This is a genomic window from Geodermatophilus ruber, assembly GCF_900114385.1.
GTDB lineage: Bacteria > Actinomycetota > Actinomycetes > Mycobacteriales > Geodermatophilaceae > Geodermatophilus > Geodermatophilus ruber.
Map to the genome: position 1 here is coordinate 492,785 of NZ_FOSW01000002.1, position 17,502 is coordinate 510,286.

General features: G+C 76.4%; 15 protein-coding genes. All 15 read left to right on the forward strand.

Annotated elements, in window-relative coordinates; translation table 11 throughout:
- The first annotated feature begins 110 nt into the window (after positions 1–110).
- The 15 genes from rsmH (at position 111) to BMZ50_RS24955 (ending at position 17,456) form a co-directional block, all read left to right on the forward strand.
- Complete coding sequence (gene rsmH / locus BMZ50_RS05020) at positions 111–1,088, forward strand: 16S rRNA (cytosine(1402)-N(4))-methyltransferase RsmH (RefSeq protein WP_091321827.1); 978 nt, start codon at positions 111–113, stop codon at positions 1,086–1,088.
- Between the two features lie 73 nt (positions 1,089–1,161).
- On the forward strand, positions 1,162–1,842 hold the full coding sequence (gene ftsL / locus BMZ50_RS24005; protein WP_177212641.1) for a cell division protein FtsL: 681 nt from the start codon (positions 1,162–1,164) through the stop codon (positions 1,840–1,842).
- 3 nt (positions 1,843–1,845) lie between these two features.
- Complete coding sequence (locus BMZ50_RS05035) at positions 1,846–3,678, forward strand: peptidoglycan D,D-transpeptidase FtsI family protein (protein WP_091321831.1); 1,833 nt, start codon at positions 1,846–1,848, stop codon at positions 3,676–3,678.
- A gap of 174 nt (positions 3,679–3,852) precedes the next feature.
- Entirely contained in the window at positions 3,853–5,415 is a 1,563-nt protein-coding gene (locus BMZ50_RS05040; RefSeq protein WP_091321833.1) for a UDP-N-acetylmuramoyl-L-alanyl-D-glutamate--2,6-diaminopimelate ligase, read from the forward strand.
- Positions 5,412–6,806 carry a UDP-N-acetylmuramoyl-tripeptide--D-alanyl-D-alanine ligase gene (locus tag BMZ50_RS05045; RefSeq protein WP_091321836.1) on the forward strand — a complete coding sequence of 465 codons (1,395 nt, stop codon included), beginning with the start codon at positions 5,412–5,414 and terminating at the stop codon, positions 6,804–6,806. The genes BMZ50_RS05040 and BMZ50_RS05045 overlap by 4 nt, the downstream gene beginning before the upstream one ends.
- Positions 6,803–7,882, forward strand: coding sequence for a phospho-N-acetylmuramoyl-pentapeptide-transferase (mraY, locus tag BMZ50_RS05050; protein ID WP_091321838.1), 1,080 nt, complete (start codon positions 6,803–6,805; stop codon positions 7,880–7,882). The genes BMZ50_RS05045 and mraY overlap by 4 nt, the downstream gene beginning before the upstream one ends.
- Before the next feature lie 80 nt (positions 7,883–7,962).
- On the forward strand, positions 7,963–9,477 hold the full coding sequence (ftsW, locus tag BMZ50_RS05055) for a putative lipid II flippase FtsW (protein ID WP_091321984.1): 1,515 nt from the start codon (positions 7,963–7,965) through the stop codon (positions 9,475–9,477).
- A gap of 8 nt (positions 9,478–9,485) precedes the next feature.
- Entirely contained in the window at positions 9,486–10,589 is a 1,104-nt protein-coding gene (gene murG / locus BMZ50_RS05060; protein ID WP_218146098.1) for an undecaprenyldiphospho-muramoylpentapeptide beta-N-acetylglucosaminyltransferase, read from the forward strand.
- Positions 10,586–12,040, forward strand: coding sequence for a UDP-N-acetylmuramate--L-alanine ligase (gene murC, locus BMZ50_RS05065; RefSeq protein ID WP_091321840.1), 1,455 nt, complete (start codon positions 10,586–10,588; stop codon positions 12,038–12,040). Before murG ends, murC begins: the two co-directional genes overlap by 4 nt.
- The gene (locus tag BMZ50_RS05070) at positions 12,037–12,828 is read left to right on the forward strand and encodes a cell division protein FtsQ/DivIB (protein WP_245753358.1); all 792 of its coding nucleotides are present in this window, start codon (positions 12,037–12,039) and stop codon (positions 12,826–12,828) included. Before murC ends, BMZ50_RS05070 begins: the two co-directional genes overlap by 4 nt.
- 21 nt (positions 12,829–12,849) lie before the next feature.
- Positions 12,850–13,437, forward strand: coding sequence for a peroxidase-related enzyme (locus tag BMZ50_RS05075; protein ID WP_091321841.1), 588 nt, complete (start codon positions 12,850–12,852; stop codon positions 13,435–13,437).
- Positions 13,438–13,776: 339 nt separating this feature from the next.
- The gene (ftsZ, locus tag BMZ50_RS05080) at positions 13,777–15,063 is read left to right on the forward strand and encodes a cell division protein FtsZ (RefSeq protein WP_091321843.1); all 1,287 of its coding nucleotides are present in this window, start codon (positions 13,777–13,779) and stop codon (positions 15,061–15,063) included.
- A gap of 55 nt (positions 15,064–15,118) precedes the next feature.
- Complete coding sequence (gene pgeF, locus BMZ50_RS05085) at positions 15,119–15,850, forward strand: peptidoglycan editing factor PgeF (RefSeq protein WP_218146099.1); 732 nt, start codon at positions 15,119–15,121, stop codon at positions 15,848–15,850.
- Positions 15,851–15,891: 41 nt separating this feature from the next.
- Positions 15,892–16,653, forward strand: coding sequence for a YggS family pyridoxal phosphate-dependent enzyme (locus tag BMZ50_RS05090; protein WP_091321845.1), 762 nt, complete (start codon positions 15,892–15,894; stop codon positions 16,651–16,653).
- Between the two features lie 26 nt (positions 16,654–16,679).
- Positions 16,680–17,456, forward strand: coding sequence for a cell division protein SepF (locus BMZ50_RS24955; RefSeq protein ID WP_091321847.1), 777 nt, complete (start codon positions 16,680–16,682; stop codon positions 17,454–17,456).
- Positions 17,457–17,502: the final 46 nt, after the last annotated feature.

Sequence of the window (17,502 nt, forward strand, 5' to 3'; positions counted from 1 at the left end):
CCCCCGAACACGCCGCCGCGCTCCCCCCGCCGCCCCGCGCCCCGCGCCACCATGGACCCGCCGTGCCCGGGCCCGGAGCCCCACCCCGATCCGTTCAGGAGCCGTCGACGATGAGCAGCACCGAGCCGGCGCCCAGCGCGGTGCACGTGCCCGTCCTGCTCGAGCGGGTGACCGAGCTGCTCGCCCCCGCGTGCGCCGCCGACGGCGCCGTCCTCCTCGACGCCACGCTCGGCCTGGCCGGGCACTCCCTGGCCCTGCTCCGCGCCCACCCCGGCCTGCGGCTGATCGGGCTGGACCGGGACCCGGACGCCCGCGCCGAGGCCACCCGCCGGATCGAGGCCGCGGGCTTCGGTGACCGGGCGACCGTCGTCCCCGCGGTCTTCGACGAGCTGCCCGACGTCCTCGCCCGGCTGGGGCTGGAGGAGGTGCAGGCCGTGCTGTTCGACCTGGGCGTCTCCTCCCTGCAGCTCGACCGGCCCGACCGCGGTTTCAGCTACGCAGCCGACGCCCCGCTGGACATGCGCATGGACCCGTCGGCGCCCCGCACCGCCGCCGAGGTGGTGAACACCTACTCCGCCGCCGAGCTCACCCGGGTGCTGCGGACCTACGGCGAGGAGCGCTTCGCCGCCCGCATCGCCCGGGCCATCGAGCGGGAACGGGTCCGCGAGCCGTTCACCCGGACCGGCCGGCTCGCCGAGCTCGTGCGGGAGTCGATCCCCGCCGCCACGCGCCGCACCGGGGGGCACCCGGCGAAGCGGACCTTCCAGGCGCTGCGGATCGAGGTCAACGACGAACTCGGCGTCCTCGAGCGGGCGCTGCCCGCGGCGCTGGACGCGCTCGCCGTCGGCGGGCGGATCGCGGTCATCACGTTCCACTCGCTGGAGGACCGCATCGTCAAGCAGACGCTGGCCGCCGGGGCCACCGACCGCACCCCGCCGGAGCTGCCCCTCCCGCTGCCCGAGTACGGGCCGACGCTGCGGCTGCTCACCCGCGGCGGGGAGGCGCCCGCGCCGGAGGAGACCGCGGTCAACCCCCGTGCCGCGTCCGCCCGCGTGCGGGCCGCCGAGCGCATCCGGCGGGCCAGGTGAGCGAGCTCGCGAGCGCACCCGTGGGCACAGCAGCGCCGCGAATGCGGCTGACGAGCACCAGCGAGGAGGCCGCATGAGCGCCACCGCCCGGGCCGCCGGCTCCCCGTCGGACCCCGGCCCGCCGCTGCGGTCGACCTCCCGCGCCGCCCCCCGGCCCGTGCGGGCCGCCGCGCCCCTGAAGCCGGCGCCCCCGAAGCCGGCGACCCCGAAGCCGGCGGCCCGGACGAAGCCGGCGGACCGGACGGTGTCCCGCCCGGGCCGCACCCGCACCTCCACCGCCCGCACCTCCACCGCCCGCACCTCCACCGCCGGTGCCACCGCGCCGCGGGCCCGGGCCGCCCGGCCGAGCACGCCGCTGGCCCGCCCGGCCGCCGTGGCCGGACGGGTCAGCGCAGCACTCGGCCGGCGGGCCGCCGTCGCCACCCGGCGGGCGCCGTTCGTCCTCCTGGTGGTCGCCCTGCTGGTCGCCACGACCCTCGGGCTGCTGTTCCTCAACACCGCCATCGCGGTGAACTCGCTCCAGGCCACCGCGCTGCGGGAGGCGAACGCGGAGCGGGCCGAGGACGTGCAGCGGCTCGAGCAGCAGGTCATCGCCGGCGGCACCCCCGCGCAGCTGGCCGCCGCCGCCACCGCCGCCGGGCTGGTCCCCGCCGGCGCCGCCGCCTACCTGGTCATCGGCGACGACGGGACGGCGACCCTGCGCGGCGCCCCCGCGCCGGCCGCGGACCCGGCCGCCCCCGAGGGCGGGGACTGACCGGTGCCGAGCGACAACCGACCGCCGGGCCCGGGCCGGCGCACCGGCGACCGCGCGCCCTTGCGGGCGGGCGGCCCGGGCGGTGCGTTCGCGCCGCGCCGGGCGCCGGGGCGTCGCCACGTCCGCGGCGAGCTGCGGCCCGGCCGCCGGCGCCTCACCCTGGGCTTCGTCCTGGTCGTCGTCCCGCTGCTGGCCGTGATGGGCAAGCTGGTGTTCCTGCAGGGCGTCGACGGCGGCGACTACGCCACCGCGGCCGCGCAGGACCGGCTGCGCACGAACCCGATCGCGGCCCTGCGCGGGCAGGTGGTGGACCGGGACGGCAGCCCCCTGGCGTACACCGTCGACGCCTCCCGCGTGGTCGCCGACCCCACCGTCGTGGCCGACCCGGCGCGCACCGCCCTGGCGCTGACCACGCTGCTCGACGTCCCCGTCTCCGAGCTCACCGAGAAGCTGTCGCAGGACAGCCGCTACGTCGTCCTCGCCGCCCAGGTGTCCCCGGAGACGACCGACGCGATCGACGAGCTCGGCCTGGGCGGGATCTTCCTCGAGGACGACCCGGTGCGGCTGTACCCGGCGGGCACCGTCGCCGGCCAGGTCGTCGGCTTCGTCGGCCGGGACGGGGAGGGGCTGGCCGGCATCGAGCAGACCTTCCAGGACGAGCTGGCCGGCACCCCGGGGGAGCGGCGCGTCGAGGTGGGCAGCGGCGGCCACCCGATCCCCTCGGGCATCGACGAGTCCACCCCGGCCGTCGACGGGCAGACCGTCGCCCTCACCCTCGACCAGGACCTGCAGTACGTCATGGAGCAGCGGCTCGGGCAGGAGTGCGCGAACGGCGAGACCACCCGCGCCTCCGCCGTGGTGCTGGACGTGAAGACCGGCGAGGTCGTGGCGATGGGCTCCTGCCCCGGGTACGACCCGGGCAACTACTCGCAGACCGACCCCGAGCTGCTGGGCAACCCGGTGGTCTCCGACGTCTTCGAGCCGGGCTCGGTGATGAAGGCCGTGACCCTCGCCGCCGCCCTGGAGGAGGGGGTCGCCACCCCGGACACGGTGCTCACCGTCGACGGGCACATCCAGGCCGGCGACGTGGTCGTCACCGACGCCCACGACCACGAGCCGATCGACTGGACGGTGACCGGCATCCTCGCCAAGTCCAGCAACGTCGGCACGATCATGCTGGCCCGCGAGGTCGGGGACGCCGCGCTCGAGAAGTACCTGCGCGCCTTCGGCATCGGCAGCACCACGGGGGTCGAGCTGCCGGGGGAGAGCGCCGGCATCCTGCAGGACTCCGCCGACTGGACCGCCAGCCGCGCGGCCAACGTCCCGATCGGCCAGGGCGTGTCGGTGACCACCCTGCAGATGGCCTCGGTCTTCCAGGCGATCGCCAACGGCGGGGTGCGGATCGAGCCGCGCATCGTCTCCTCGGTCGGCGGCCGGGCGACCCCGGCCCCGGAGAGCACCCGGGTGGTCAGCGAGGCCACCGCGGAGCAGACGGCGTACATGCTCGAGTCCGTCGTCGGTCCGGGCGGGACCGCGCCGTTGGCCCAGGTCGACGGCTTCCGGGTGGCCGGCAAGACCGGCACCGCCCAGCGCGCCAACCCCGAGTGCAACTGCTACGCCGGCGGCGGGTACGTGACCACCTTCGTCGGGTTCGCCCCCGCCGACGACCCCCAGTACGTCGTCGCGGTGGACCTGGAGCGGCCGAGCAGCTCCGCCGAGGGCGGTCAGGTCGCCGCCCCCGTCTTCGCCGACATCATGCGCCAGGCGCTCACCGCCGACGCCATCGTCCCGTCCGGGACGCCGCGCCCCGATTTCCGCCTCACCGCCTCGGACTGAGAAGGGACCGCCTGCCCCGGCCACTCGCACGCCCGCGAAGGGACCCTGCTGGGGGCCGCCGTCCTCCCCACCTGCGAAGAAGCACTCCTCCCCGAACCCTGCGCACGCTCAGGGCACGCCAGGAGAGGCCCGGGGGCCCGGGACGGAGCCTGCCCGCCGGTAGATTGGAGTTCCGTGACCCCCACCGCTGACGGGTCGGTACCCCGTCCGGAGGGGACCGCCCCGCTGACCCTCGCCGCGTTCGCCGACCTCCTCGGCGCGCCCGTGCAGGGGGCCGCGGACACCCCGCTGTCCGGGGTCACGCTGGCCTCCGGCGAGGTCCGGCCGGGTGACCTCTACGCCGCCCTCCCCGGTGCCCGCACCCACGGTGCCCGCTTCGCCGCCGACGCCGCCGCCCGTGGCGCGGTCGCGGTCCTCACCGACCCGTCCGGCCGCGAGCAGGCGGTGGCCACCGGCCTGCCGGTGTGCGTCGTCGACGACCCGCGCCGGCTGCTCGGCGACGTCGCCGCGCGGGTCTACGGCGAGCCGGCCCGGCGGCTGCAGGTCATCGGCATCACCGGCACGAACGGCAAGACCACGACCAGCTACCTCGTCGAGGCCGGCCTGGCGGCCGCCGGCCGGGGCACCGGCCTGATCGGCACCGTGGAGACCCGCACCCGCGGCCGGGACGCCGACAGCACCCCGACGGTCACCGCCTTCCCCAGCGTCCGGACGACGCCGGAGGCCCCGGCGCTGCACGCGCTGCTGGCCGCCATGGCCGGCTCGGGGGTGCAGACGGTGGTCATGGAGGTCTCCAGCCACGCCCTGGCCCTGGGCCGGGTCGGCGGCGTCCCCTTCGCCGCGGCCGGCTTCACCAACCTCGGCCGCGACCACCTCGACTTCCACACCGACCTCGAGGACTACTTCGCGGCCAAGGCGCGGCTGTTCGACGGCCGCGCCGCCGTGGAGGTCGTCGACGTCGACGACCCCTACGGCCGCCGGCTCACCGGCATGCTGACCGGCCGCCGCGCGGTCACCGTGGCCACCCAGGACCCGACGGCGGACTGGTGGGCCGGCGACGTGGCGATCGCGCCGGACGGCGGCTCGCTGTTCACCCTGCACGGCCCCGGGGGGCGCAGCTGGCCGGCCCGCGTCCGCCTGCCCGGCGCCTTCAACGTGGCCAACGCGGTGCTCGCCGTCGCCCTGCTCGACGCCGTCGACGTCCCGGTGGAGGCGGCGCTGACCGGGCTGGCCGAGACCGTGGTGCCCGGCCGCATGGAGCCGGTGGACGCCGGTCAGCCGTTCGTCGCCGTCGTCGACTACGCGCACACCCCCGACGCGGTGGCCACCGCGCTCGCCGCGCTGCGTGCCGCCACGCCCGGCCGGGTGCTCACCGTGCTCGGCTGCGGCGGCGACCGCGACCCCGGCAAGCGCGCGGCCATGGGCGCGGCCGCGGCGCGCGGCAGCGACCTGCTCGTCGTCACCGACGACAACCCGCGCTCCGAGGACCCCGCCGCCATCCGCGCGGCCATGCTCGCCGGCGTCCCCGCCGACCGGCGCGGCGACGTCCTGGAGATCGGCGACCGGCGGGCGGCGATCGCCGCCGCGGTCGTCCGCGCCCGGCCCGGCGACGCCGTCCTGGTGGCCGGCAAGGGCCACGAGACCGGCCAGGACGTGGCCGGCACCCTGCACCCGTTCGACGACCGCGCCGTCCTGCGCGAGGCCCTGACGCGGGCCGGAGTGGAGCCCTCAGAGTGATTCGGCTGACCCTCGACGAGATCGCCGCGGCGGTGGACGGGCGGGTGGCCGGGACGGCCTCCGGCGCCGTCACCGGCACGGTGACCCTCGATTCCCGCACCGTCGCGCCCGGCGACCTGTTCGTCGCCGTGGCCGGCGAGCGGGTGGACGGGCACGACTTCCTCGGCGCCGCCGCGGCCGCGGGCGCGGTCGCGGCGCTGGCCACGCGCGCGGACGGCGCGCTGCCGTGCGTCCTCGTCGACGACCCGGTCGCGGCCCTGGGCCGGCTGGCCGCGGCCGTGCACCGGCGGCTGACCGACGGCGGGCTGCAGACGCTCGCGATCACCGGCTCGTCGGGCAAGACCTCCACCAAGGACCTGCTCGGCCAGGTGCTGGCGACCGCCGGCCCGACGGTGAGCCCGCCCGGCTCCTACAACAACGACATCGGCCTGCCGCTCACCGTGCTCGACGCCGACGAGGACACCCGCTTCCTGGTGCTCGAGATGGGGGCGCGCGGGCCCGGGCACATCGCCCGCCTGTGCCGCGTCGCCCCGCCCCGGGTCGGTGTCGTCCTCAACGTGGGGTCGGCGCACCTGGGCGAGTTCGGCTCCGCCGACGGCATCGCCGCCGCCAAGGGTGAGCTGGTGGAGGCGCTGCCGGCGGACGGCACCGCCGTCCTCAACGCCGACGACCCGCGGGTGCTCGGCATGGCGCCGCGCACCCGGGCCCGGGTGGTGGCCACCGGCCGGGCCGCGGGCGCCGACGTCCGTGCCGAGGCCGTCGCCCTGGACGAGGCGGGCCGGGCGCACTTCACCCTGGCCGCCGCGGGGGAGACCCACCCGGTGGCCCTGCAGGTGGTCGGGGAGCACCAGGTCGCCAACGCGCTCTCCGCCGCGGGCGCGGCCCTGGCCGCCGGGATGGCGCCCGCCGCCGTCGCGGCGGGGCTCGCGGCCGCCGGCCCCCGCAGCCGGTGGCGGATGGAGGTCACCCGCCGGGACGACGGCGTGACCGTGATCAACGACGCCTACAACGCCAACCCCGAGTCGATGCGCGCCGGGCTCGCCGCGCTGGCCGGGCTGCCCGCCCGCCGGCGGATCGCCGTCCTGGGTGCGATGGCCGAGCTGGGCGCGGGCGCGGCGGAGGAGCACCGGCGGCTGGGCCGGGACGCGGTGGCCGCGGGCGTGGCCCTCGTCGTGGCGGTGGGCTCTGATGCGGTAGGGATAGCGGAGGGCGCTGCCGCCGCCGGTGCGCGCGAGGGCGAGGGCACCGTGCACGTCCCGGACCGGGCGGCCGCCCGGGAACTGCTGACGGAGGTGCTGGTGCCCGGTGACGTCGTGCTGGTGAAGGCCAGCCGGTCCTACGGGCTCGAGGTGCTCGCCGAGGACCTGCTGGCGACCGGGGCAGGCGCGTGAAGTCCGTCCTCGTCGCGGCCGCGTTCGGCCTGGTGATCTCGATCCTCGCCACCCCGGTGGCGGTCCACCTCTTCCGCCGCAAGGGCTTCGGGCAGGAGATCCGGGACGACGGGCCCGAGACGCACCTGTCGAAGAAGGGCACGCCCACGATGGGCGGCACCGTCATCGTCGGGGCGACCGTCGGTGGCTACCTGATCGCCCACCTGTTCCTCATCAACCAGCCCGGCCGCGGGGTCACCGCCAGCGGCCTGCTGGTGCTGTTCCTCATGGTGGGGCTGGGCACGGTCGGCTTCCTCGACGACTACCTGAAGATCCGGTACCGGCGCAGCCTCGGGCTGAACAAGACGGCCAAGCTGGTCGGCCAGCTGGTCGTCGGCGTCGCCTTCGCCGTCCTCGCGCTCAACTTCCCCGACGGCGCCGGGGTCACCCCCGCCTCGACGTTCGTCTCCTACGTGCGCGACATCGCGCCGCTGGCCCTGGGCTCGATCGGGTTCGTGATCCTGGCCTACCTGTTCATCGCCGGGTTCTCCAACGCGGTCAACCTCACCGACGGGCTCGACGGGCTGGCCGCCGGCGCCTCGGCGATGGTCTGCGGCGCCTACACGATCATCTCGTTCTGGCAGTTCACCCACGACTGCACCACCGAGCTGATCGACGGCTGCTACACCGTGCGCGACCCCCTCGACGTCACCCTGGTCGCGGCCGCCGGCCTGGGCGCCTGCCTGGGCTTCCTGTGGTGGAACACCAGCCCGGCGCGGATCTTCATGGGCGACACCGGGTCCCTGGCCCTCGGCGGTCTGCTCGCCGGCCTGGCGATCGTCACCCGCACCGAGCTGCTGCTCATCGTCCTCGGCGGGCTGTTCGTCGCGGTGACCCTGTCGGTGGTCATCCAGGTGGCGTTCTTCCGGGCCACCCGGCGGCGGGTGTTCCGCATGGCCCCGCTGCACCACCACTTCGAGCTGGCCGGCTGGGCCGAGAACACCGTGATCGTGCGGTTCTGGCTGGTCACCGGGATGGCCGTGGCGTTCGGGCTGGGCCTCTTCTACGCCGACTGGCTCGCCGTCACGGGCCTGTGACCGGAACGAGCAGGGGCCGGGTGCTGCGACACGCCCCGTCGGTGCCCCGGGACGCCGCGCGCAGCCGCGACCATGGCCCGATGGAGTCCACCGGCACGCGGGGCGCCCCGGGCGGGCGCCGCACCCCGCAGCGGACCTGGCCGGCCCGCCGGCTGACCGGGCCCGCCTGGCTCGACGGGCCCATGACCAGCGCGCACCTGGTGAGCGGCGCGGCCGGCCTGCTGCTGGCGATCGGGCTGGTGATGGTCTTCTCCGCCTCGGCCATCGAGGCGGCGCTCAACGACCAGCCGGCCTGGCGCCCCGGGGTCGACCAGGTCGTCTTCGCCTGCATCGGGATGGTCGCGCTGCTGGTCGCGCTGCGGCTGCCCGCCGGCCTGGTCCGCCGCTGGGCCCCGATCGCGCTGATCGGGTCCGCGGTGCTGCTGGTCGCGGTGCTCATTCCCGGGATCGGCATGCAGCTCAACGGCTCCCGGGCCTGGATCGACCTGGGGTTCACCAACTTCCAGCCCTCGGAGCTGGCCAAGCTGGTGTTCGCGCTGTGGGGGGCCCACATCCTGGCCGTGCGGGAGCGGTTCCTCACCGTGCAGACCCTGCTGGTCCCGCTGCTGCCGGTCTTCGGGGTCCTGGCCTTCCTGCTCTACCTGGAGCCGGACTTCGGCGGCATCGTCAGCCTCGGCCTGGTGCTCCTCGGGCTGCTCTGGGGCGCGGGCCTGCCGCGGCGGTTCTTCGGCTGGTTCCTCCTCGTCGGGGCTGCCGGGCTGGCGCTCATGATCAAGGTCGCGCCCTACCGGATGGAGCGGATCACCTCGTTCCTCGACCCGTTCGCCGACCCCTCGGACACCGGCTTCCAGGCCATCCGGGGCTTCTACGCGCTGGCCACCGGCGGGCTGTGGGGCGTGGGCCTGGGGAACAGCGCCATGAAGTGGAATCTGCTGCCGGAGGCCGAGTCGGACTACATCTTCGCGATCATCGGTGAGGAGCTCGGGTTTCTCGGGTGCATGGTGGTGGTCACCCTCTACGGTGTGCTCGCCTACGCCGGGTTCCGCATCGCCCGCCGCTCCACCGACCGCTTCGTCCAGCTGGCCAGCGTCGCCATCACCGTGTGGCTGGTCGGCCAGGCGGCGCTGAACATGGGCTACGTGGTGGGCCTGCTCCCGGTCACCGGCCTCACCCTCCCGCTGATCTCCGCCGGCGGCACCTCGCTGGTGCTCACACTGTTCATCGTGGGCCTGCTGATCCGTTTCGCCGTCTCCGAGCCCGCGGCCATCGACCACCAGCGCCGCCGTGAGCGCGGCCGGCTGGCCCGGCTGCTGCTGCCGGTCCCGGCCGCCGCGGTGGACCCGGTCCGGCCGCGGCGGCGCAGCCGCCCGGAACCGGCCGAGCGCCCGGCCCGCCGGCCGGCGGTCCCCGGCGGGCGGACCGTGGTGCGGGTGCCCCCGCCGGGCCGCGAGCGGGTGCGCACCCCGTCCCGGGAACGGGCGCCGTCGGCCCGCGACCGGCGGGGCGCTCCCGAGCGCGGCCGCGGCGCCGACGCCCGCCGCCAACCACCGGCCCGCGCCCGGACGGCGACGCCCGACTCCCGGCGGCCACGGTGAGCGGCCCGGTGAACGGCCCCGTGAGCGTGGTGCTCGCCGGCGGCGGCACCGGCGGGCACATCGAACCGATGCTCGCTCTCGCCGACGCCCTGCGGCGCCGCGGAGCCGAGGGCGGCGTGCGGATCACCTGCCTGGGCACCGCCCGCGGCCTGGAGACGCGGCTGGTGCCGGCCCGCGGATACGACCTGCGGCTGATTCCCCCGGTCCCGCTGCCGCGCAAGCCCACCCTCGACCTGCTGCGCGTGCCCGGCCGCGTGCGCCGGTCGGTCGCCGAGACCCGCTCGCTGCTGCGCGAGCTGGACGCGGACGTCGTCGTGGGCTTCGGGGGCTACGTCGCACTGCCGGCCTACCTCGCCGCCCGCCGCGAGCGGGTGCCGATCGTGGTGCACGAGCAGAACGCGCTGCCGGGGCTGGCCAACCGGATCGGCGCGCGGCTCGCCGCGCGCGTGGCGGTCACCACCCCCGGGACCCCGCTGCACGGTGGCGCGCACGTCGGCATGCCGCTGCGGACGACGATCAGCACGCTGGACCGCGGGTCCCGGCGCGCCGAGGCCCGCGCCGTCTTCGGCCTGGACGCCGACCGGCCCACGCTGCTGGTCTTCGGCGGCTCGCAGGGGGCGGCGTCGCTGAACCGCGCCGCCGTCGGGGCCGCCGAGGCGCTCACCGCGGCCGGGGTGCAGGTGCTGCACGCCCGCGGGCCCAAGAACACCGACGTGGAGGTGCCGCCGCGGTCCGCGGGCCAGGCCCCCTACGTCCTCGTCGACTACCTGGAGCGCATGGACCTCGCCTACGCCGCCGCCGACCTGGCCCTGTGCCGGGCGGGCGCGGTGACCGTCGCCGAGCTGTCGGCCGTGGGGCTGCCGGCCGCCTTCGTGCCGCTGCCGATCGGCAACGGGGAGCAGCGCCGCAACGCCCTGCCGGTCGTCGAGGCCGGGGGCGGGCTGCTGGTGGAGGACGCCGACCTGTCGCCGTCCTGGATCCAGCAGCAGATCGTGCCGTTGGTCACCGACCCGGCCGCGCTGGCCGGCTACGCGGCGCGGGCCGCGGCCACCGGCGCGCCCGACGCCGACGAACGACTCGCCGACATCGTGCTGGAGGTGGCAGGGCGGTGAGTGTCCAGACCGTGGCCGCGTGGCAGGAGCCGGTGCCCATCCTGCCCGAGCTCGGGAGGGTGCACTTCGTGGGCATCGGCGGCGCCGGCATGAGCGGCATCGCGCGCATCCTGCTCGCCCGGGGGGTCTCCGTCTCCGGCAGCGACCGCCGCGACACCCCGACCCTGCTGGCGCTGCGGGCGCTGGGCGCGCGGGTGGAGCTGGGGCACGATGCGGCCCACCTCGGGGACGCCGACACCGTCGTGGTCTCCACGGCCATCCGCGAGGACAACCCGGAGCTGGCCGCCGCGCGCGAGCGGGGGCTGCGGGTGCTGCCGCGGGCGGTCGCCCTGGCCGCGGTGATGGCCGGGCGGCGCAGCGTCGCCGTCGCCGGCACGCACGGCAAGACCTCGACCACCTCGATGCTGACCGTGGCGGTGCAGGCGTGCGGCGTGGACCCGTCCTTCGCCATCGGCGGGAACCTCAACGAGTCGGGCAGCAACGCGCACGCGGGGGAGGGGGACGTCTTCGTCGCCGAGGCCGACGAGAGCGACCGCTCCTTCCTGCTGCTGGCGCCCTACGGGGCGATCGTCACCAACGTCGAGGCCGACCACCTGGACAACTACGGTGACCTCGCCGCGGTCGAGGCCGCCTTCGACCGGTTCCTCACCACCGTGGATCCGGCCGGCTTCGTCGTCCTGTGCGCCGACGACCCGGGGGCCGCGCGGCTGCGTACCGTGCCGACCGCGGCGCGGGTGCGCACCTACGGCACCGCCCCGGACGCCGACCTGCGGCTGCTGGACATCGAGGTCGGCCCGGACGCGACCGCCTGGACCGCGGTCCTGGACGGGGAGGTCCTCGGCCGGGTGCAGATCCGGGTACCCGGCGAGCACATGGCCCGCAACAGCGCGGCTGCGCTGCTGGCCGGTCTGGAGCTCGGGCTGCCCGCCGACGCGCTGGTCGACGGGCTGGCCCGCTTCGGCGGGGTGCACCGCCGGTTCGAGCTGAAGGGCGTCGTCGACGGGGTGCGGGTCTACGACGACTACGCCCACCACCCCACCGAGGTCGCCGCCCAGCTGCGCGCCGCCCGGGCGGTGGCCGGCACCGGCCGGGTGGTCGTGGCCTTCCAGCCGCACCTCTACAGCCGGACGCGGGAGTTCGCCGCCGGGTTCGGGGAGGTCCTGGCCCTGGCCGACGAGGTCGTGGTCATGGACGTCTACGGCGCCCGGGAGGACCCCGTGCCGGGGGTGACCGGGGCGATGGTCGCCGACGCGGTGCCCCTGCCGGCCTCGCGGGTGCACTTCGAGCCGTCCTGGTCGGCTGCCGCGCCGGCCCTGGCGGCCCGGGCGCGGCCCGGCGACCTGGTCATCACCATGGGCGCGGGCAACGTCTCCATGGTCGGGCCGGAGGTGCTCGCGGCGCTGCGGGCCCGCGCGGCCGGGACCGCCGGCGGGGAGGACGCGGCCCGGTGAGCCGCTCGGGGACGACGACCCGCGACCGCGCGCGCGGTGGGGCGCCCGGACCCGAGCCCCGGCGGCCCCCCCGCGCCCGGCGCCGGGACACCCCCGCCGACCGCCGCCGGCGGCTGGTGCTGCGGGCCGGCGGCGCCGCGGCCGTGCTCGGCCTGCTGGCCTGGCTGCTGTGGGGCAGCCCCGTGCTCGCCGTCTCCTCGGTCCGGGTCGACGGAGCCGGCACGCTGACCGCCGCGGAGATCGTCGAGGTGGCCGGGGTCGCCGAGGGGACACCGCTGCTGCGGGTGGACGTCGACGCGGCCGAGGCGCGGGTCGCCCGGCTGCCCCAGGTCGCCTCCGTGGAGGTGACCCGCGGCTGGCCGCGCAGCGTGGTCGTGACCGTGGTGGAGCGGGTCCCGGTCGCGGTCGTCGACCGCCAGGGCACCCGCTCGCTCGTCGACGCCGCGGGTGTGCTCTTCGACACGGTGACCGGGGAGCCGCCGGCCGGTGCCGTGCCGCTGGAGGTCGCCGACCCGGGCCCGCACGACCGCGCCACGCGGGCGGCGCTCGCCGCGCTGGTGGCGCTGCCGGAGGACGTCCGGGCGGACCTGGTCGGCGCCTCGGCCACCGGCGCGGACGACGTCACCCTCCGGCTCGCCGACGGCACCACCGTGCTGTGGGGCGGCGCCGAGGACGCGCCGGCCAAGGCCGCGGCGCTGGTCGCGCTGCTCGGGCAGCTGGCCGCCGAGGCGCTGGAGCCGGCCGAGGTGATCGACGTGAGCGCGCCGGCGGCAGTGGTCCTGCGCTGACCGTCCGGGCAGGGTGGGGCGGTGACCTCCTCCCCGCCGGCCAGCCGGTTCCCCGTCCCCCCACGCGACGAGCTCCCCGCCGACCTGCGGGAACGCTTCGACGACGTCGAGGAGCGCTCCGGCTTCCTGCCCAACGTCTTCGCCGCGCTGTCGTGGCGCCCCGCCGAGGCCGCGGCGTTCTTCGCGCTGCACGACGCGCTCATGGACAAGGAGACCCCCGGGCTGTCCAAGGCGGACCGGGAGCTGATCGTCGTCGCCACCAGCGCCGCCAACGACTGCCTGTACTGCGTCGTCGCGCACGGCGCGATCGCCCGCATCCGGTCCCGGGATCCGTACCTCGCCGACCAGGTGGCCGTCGACTGGCGCAAGGCGCCGCTGCCGCCGCGCATGCGGGCGGTGCTCGAGGTGGCGGTGCGGCTGGCCGTCGAGCCGGTGGCGGTCACCGCCGCGGACCTGGCCGGGCTGCGTGACCACGACCTCACCGAGGACGACGTCTGGGACGTCGGCGCGATCGTCTCGCTGTTCGCGCTCTCCAACCGGCTGGCGCACTGGGCGGCGATCCCGCCGAACGAGGAGTTCTACCTGATGGGCCGGCTGGCCCGGGAGTGATCGCGGCCACGGGGACCTGCCCGGGCCGGCAGCGAGGACGACACGCGGAGGCCCGCGACACGCCCGGAGGGGAGGATCACCTCGCAAGTTCCGCGCTCCCGGCGTGTCCGCGCCATTGACCTGGGAATGAGACGTTCCCGGCGCGGGTCGTCACTCTTCGTGATGCTCGAGTGACCAGTGCGTCGCCTGAGAACTGTGGGAACGCGCTCGTTCGACACGCCGGGCCCCGGCGGGTGCTTGTAGGGGCCGCGGAAGCCCACCTAACTTCGTCCGCGTCGACCCAGTTGACATAACTATAAGGCTTTACTTGAGGATGAGGGTCGAGGTCGGGAGTCCCACATGACACCTCCGCACAACTACCTCGCGGTCATCAAGGTCGTCGGCATCGGCGGCGGCGGGGTGAACGCGGTCAACCGGATGATCGAGGTCGGCCTCAAGGGGGTCGAGTTCATCGCCATCAACACCGACGCGCAGGCGCTGCTCATGAGCGACGCCGACGTCAAGCTCGACGTCGGTCGTGAGCTGACCCGCGGGCTGGGCGCCGGCGCCCAGCCGGACGTCGGCCGGCAGGCCGCCGAGGACCACCGCGAGGAGATCGAAGAGGTGCTCAAGGGCGCCGACATGGTCTTCGTGACGGCAGGCGAGGGCGGTGGCACGGGTACCGGCGGTGCGCCGGTGGTGGCCTCCATCGCCCGCAAGCTCGGCGCTCTGACCATCGGCGTGGTCACCCGGCCCTTCTCCTTCGAGGGCAAGCGCCGCGCGGTGCAGGCCGAGTCGGGGATCGAGGAGCTGCGCAACGAGTGCGACACGCTCATCGTGATCCCCAACGACCGGCTGCTGCAGCTCGGTGATCGCAACGTCAGCGTGATGGACGCGTTCCGCACCGCCGACCAGGTGCTCCTCTCCGGCGTCCAGGGCATCACCGACCTCATCACCACGCCCGGCCTGATCAACCTCGACTTCGCCGACGTGAAGTCGGTCATGTCCGGGGCGGGCTCGGCGCTCATGGGCATCGGCAGCGCCCGGGGGGACAACCGCGCCCTGCTGGCCGCCGAGCAGGCGATCGCCAGCCCGCTGCTGGAGGCCTCGATGGAGGGCGCCCACGGCGTCCTGCTGTCCATCTCGGGCGGCTCGGACCTGGGCCTGTTCGAGATCAACGAGGCGGCCTCGCTGGTCTCCGACGCCGCGCACGCCGACGCCAACATCATCTTCGGTGCCGTCATCGACGACGCCCTGGGTGACGAGGTGCGGGTCACGGTCATCGCCGCCGGCTTCGACGGCGGCAAGCCCAACTCCCGCAAGGACGCCGGGGTCGCCTCGGTCGCAGCCGCGACGCCGGTGGCCCCGCCCGCGGCGTCCGCGCGCCTGCCGGTGCACCCGCAGCCGGTCGCCTCGGCCCCGCCGGTGCAGACCGGGGAGCGGCTCGTCGGCTCCGCGCCGGCGACCCAGCCGACGCCGCCGTCGACCTCGCAGATGCCGGCCCGGCCGGCGGTGGCGTCCGCCGGCGGCGGCATCACCGTCCCTCCGCTGCCCCCGGTCCCCGGTTCGGTCGGCGGCGCGCGGCGCCCGCTGTCCAACGAGGACTTCGAGGAGGAGCTCGACATCCCGGAGTTCCTGCGTCAGTGAAAGGACCCTCCTGCCCCCTCACCGCTCGCAGGCTCGCGGTGAGGAGGACGGGGCCGTGACGCAGCCTCCGGCCGCCCCGCGGGCGGTGCGACCCCGACGGGTCGTCACCGACCGGCGGGGCGGCCGGTCCCGTCCGCCGTACGCGTCGTTCAACCTGGGTGACCACGTGGGTGACGACCCGGCCGACGTCGCCGCCAACCGGGAGCGGCTGGCCCGGGAGCTGGGCGTGCCCGCCGAGCGGCTGGTCTGGATGTCCCAGGTGCACGGCACGGGGGTCGCCGTCGTTGATGGCCCGGTGGACGGGCCGGTGCCCGACACCGACGCCCTGGTCACCCGGACTCCGGGCCTGGTGCTGTGCGTCCTGGCCGCCGATTGCGTGCCGGTGCTGCTGGCCGACCCGGTGGAGGGCGTGGTCGCCGCGGTGCACGCCGGCCGGCAGGGGGTGCAGCGGGGCGTCGTCCCGGCCGCGCTGGCGGCGATGGCCCGGCTGGGCAGCCGGCCGGCCGACGTGACCGCCCTGCTGGGCCCGGCGATCTGCGGTGCCTGCTACGAGGTGCCGCGCGCCATGCAGGCCGAGGTGGGCCGGGTGGCGCCGGCCAGCGCGGTCCGCACGCGGAAGGGCACGCCCGGCCTCGACCTGCGCGCCGGCCTGGCCGAGCTGCTCCGCGGCGCCGGTGTGGCCCAGGTCGTGCACGACCCCCGCTGCACCGCCGAGGACCGCTTCCTCTACTCACACCGGCGCGACGGCGTCACGGGCCGCCAGGCCGGCGTCACGTGGCTCGGGTGAGCCGGCGGAGCCGTCGGGCCGGAGCAGGAGAGGATCACGGGGTGAGCTCTCCGGCGGACCGGCTGCAGGTCGTGCGGGCGCGGATCGCCGCCGCGGCCCGCGCCGCGGGGCGCGACTCGGCCTCGGTGGCGCTGCTGGCCGTGAGCAAGACCTGGCCGGCCGGTGCGGTCCGGGAGCTGGCCGCGCACGGGCAGGCCGACTTCGGTGAGAACCGGGCCCAGGAGCTGCTCGGCAAGGCCGGTGAGCTGACCGACCTCCCGCTGCGCTGGCACTTCGTCGGCCAGTTGCAGCGGAACAAGGCCGCCGCGATCGCCCGGCTCGGCGCGGTCGTGCACTCTGTGGACCGGCCGGCCCTCGCCCGCACGCTGGCCCGGGTGGGCGTGGCGGCCGGGCGGCCGGTCGAGATCTTCCTGCAGGTCGACCTCGGCGGGCCCGAGGGGGAGGCGGCCGCCCGCGGCGGTGCCGACCCCGCCGCCGTCCCGGCCCTGGCCGACGAGGTGGCCGGGCTCGACGGGGTCCGGCTGCGCGGCCTGATGGCCGTCGCGCCGCGGGCGGAGGAGCCGGCGCCGGCGTTCGCCCGGCTGGCGGCCCTCGCCGAACGGGTGCGGGCCGACCATCCGGACGCGTGGGAGCTCTCGGCCGGCATGAGCGCCGACCTCGAGCCGGCCGTCGCGGCGGGCGCCACGCTCGTGCGTGTCGGTACCGCGCTCTTCGGGCAGCGCCCTCTAGCCTCGCCCGAGGACGAGTCACACCAGTCACACGGGCACCAGGCCGCGTGCGGCCCTGGCGCGTCGGAACGCTGACGACACCACCAGAAGGGGGAGGTCTGATGGCCGGAACCATGCGCAAGATGGGCATCTACCTCGGGCTCGTGGAGGACGACGACGCCCGCGCCTACGGCCGGTACGACGCCCGGCAGTCGGAGTACCCGGACCGCCGCGACCGGCCCGACGACCGCCGGTACGGCCGGTACGCCGCGGACGAGGCCTACGACGACCACTACACCGAGGTCGGCGAGCGGTACGCCGACGACCACCCCGGTGACCGGTACGACCGCTACGAGGACGAGCTCGAGGCCGACCTCGCGTCGGCCCCCGAGCCCGAGCTCCCGGTCGTCCGGCGGCCCGTGGCGGCCCGCGGCCTGGGTCTGGCCCCGGCCGCCGGCTCGGCGCGCGTGAGCGGCCTCGCCGGCGCCGGGGCCGGCAGCGGCGCCGGGACCGGGCCGGGTGCCTCGGCCACGTCCGGCGCCGCCGGGCTCGCCGTCCGCGAGCCGGTCGCCGCGGTCCCGGAGCCCGCCCCGACCCCCGCGCCGGCCCCCGCCCCGCAGCCGTACCGGATCACCACGCTGCACCCGCGCACCTACAACGAGGCCCGCCAGATCGGCGAGAGCTTCCGCGACGGGATGCCGGTCATCATGAACCTGACCGAGATGAACGACGCCGACGCGAAGCGACTGGTGGATTTCGCTGCGGGGCTGTCCTTCGGGCTGCGCGGTAGTATCGAGCGCGTCACGAACAAGGTGTTCCTGCTCAGCCCGAGGGACGTCGACGTGACGGCCGAGGACAAGGCGCGGATCCGCGAAGGCGGGTTCTTCAACCAGTCCTGAGGCCGACCGCAGGACTGGACACGGCACGCGAGGTGCCCCGAACGAA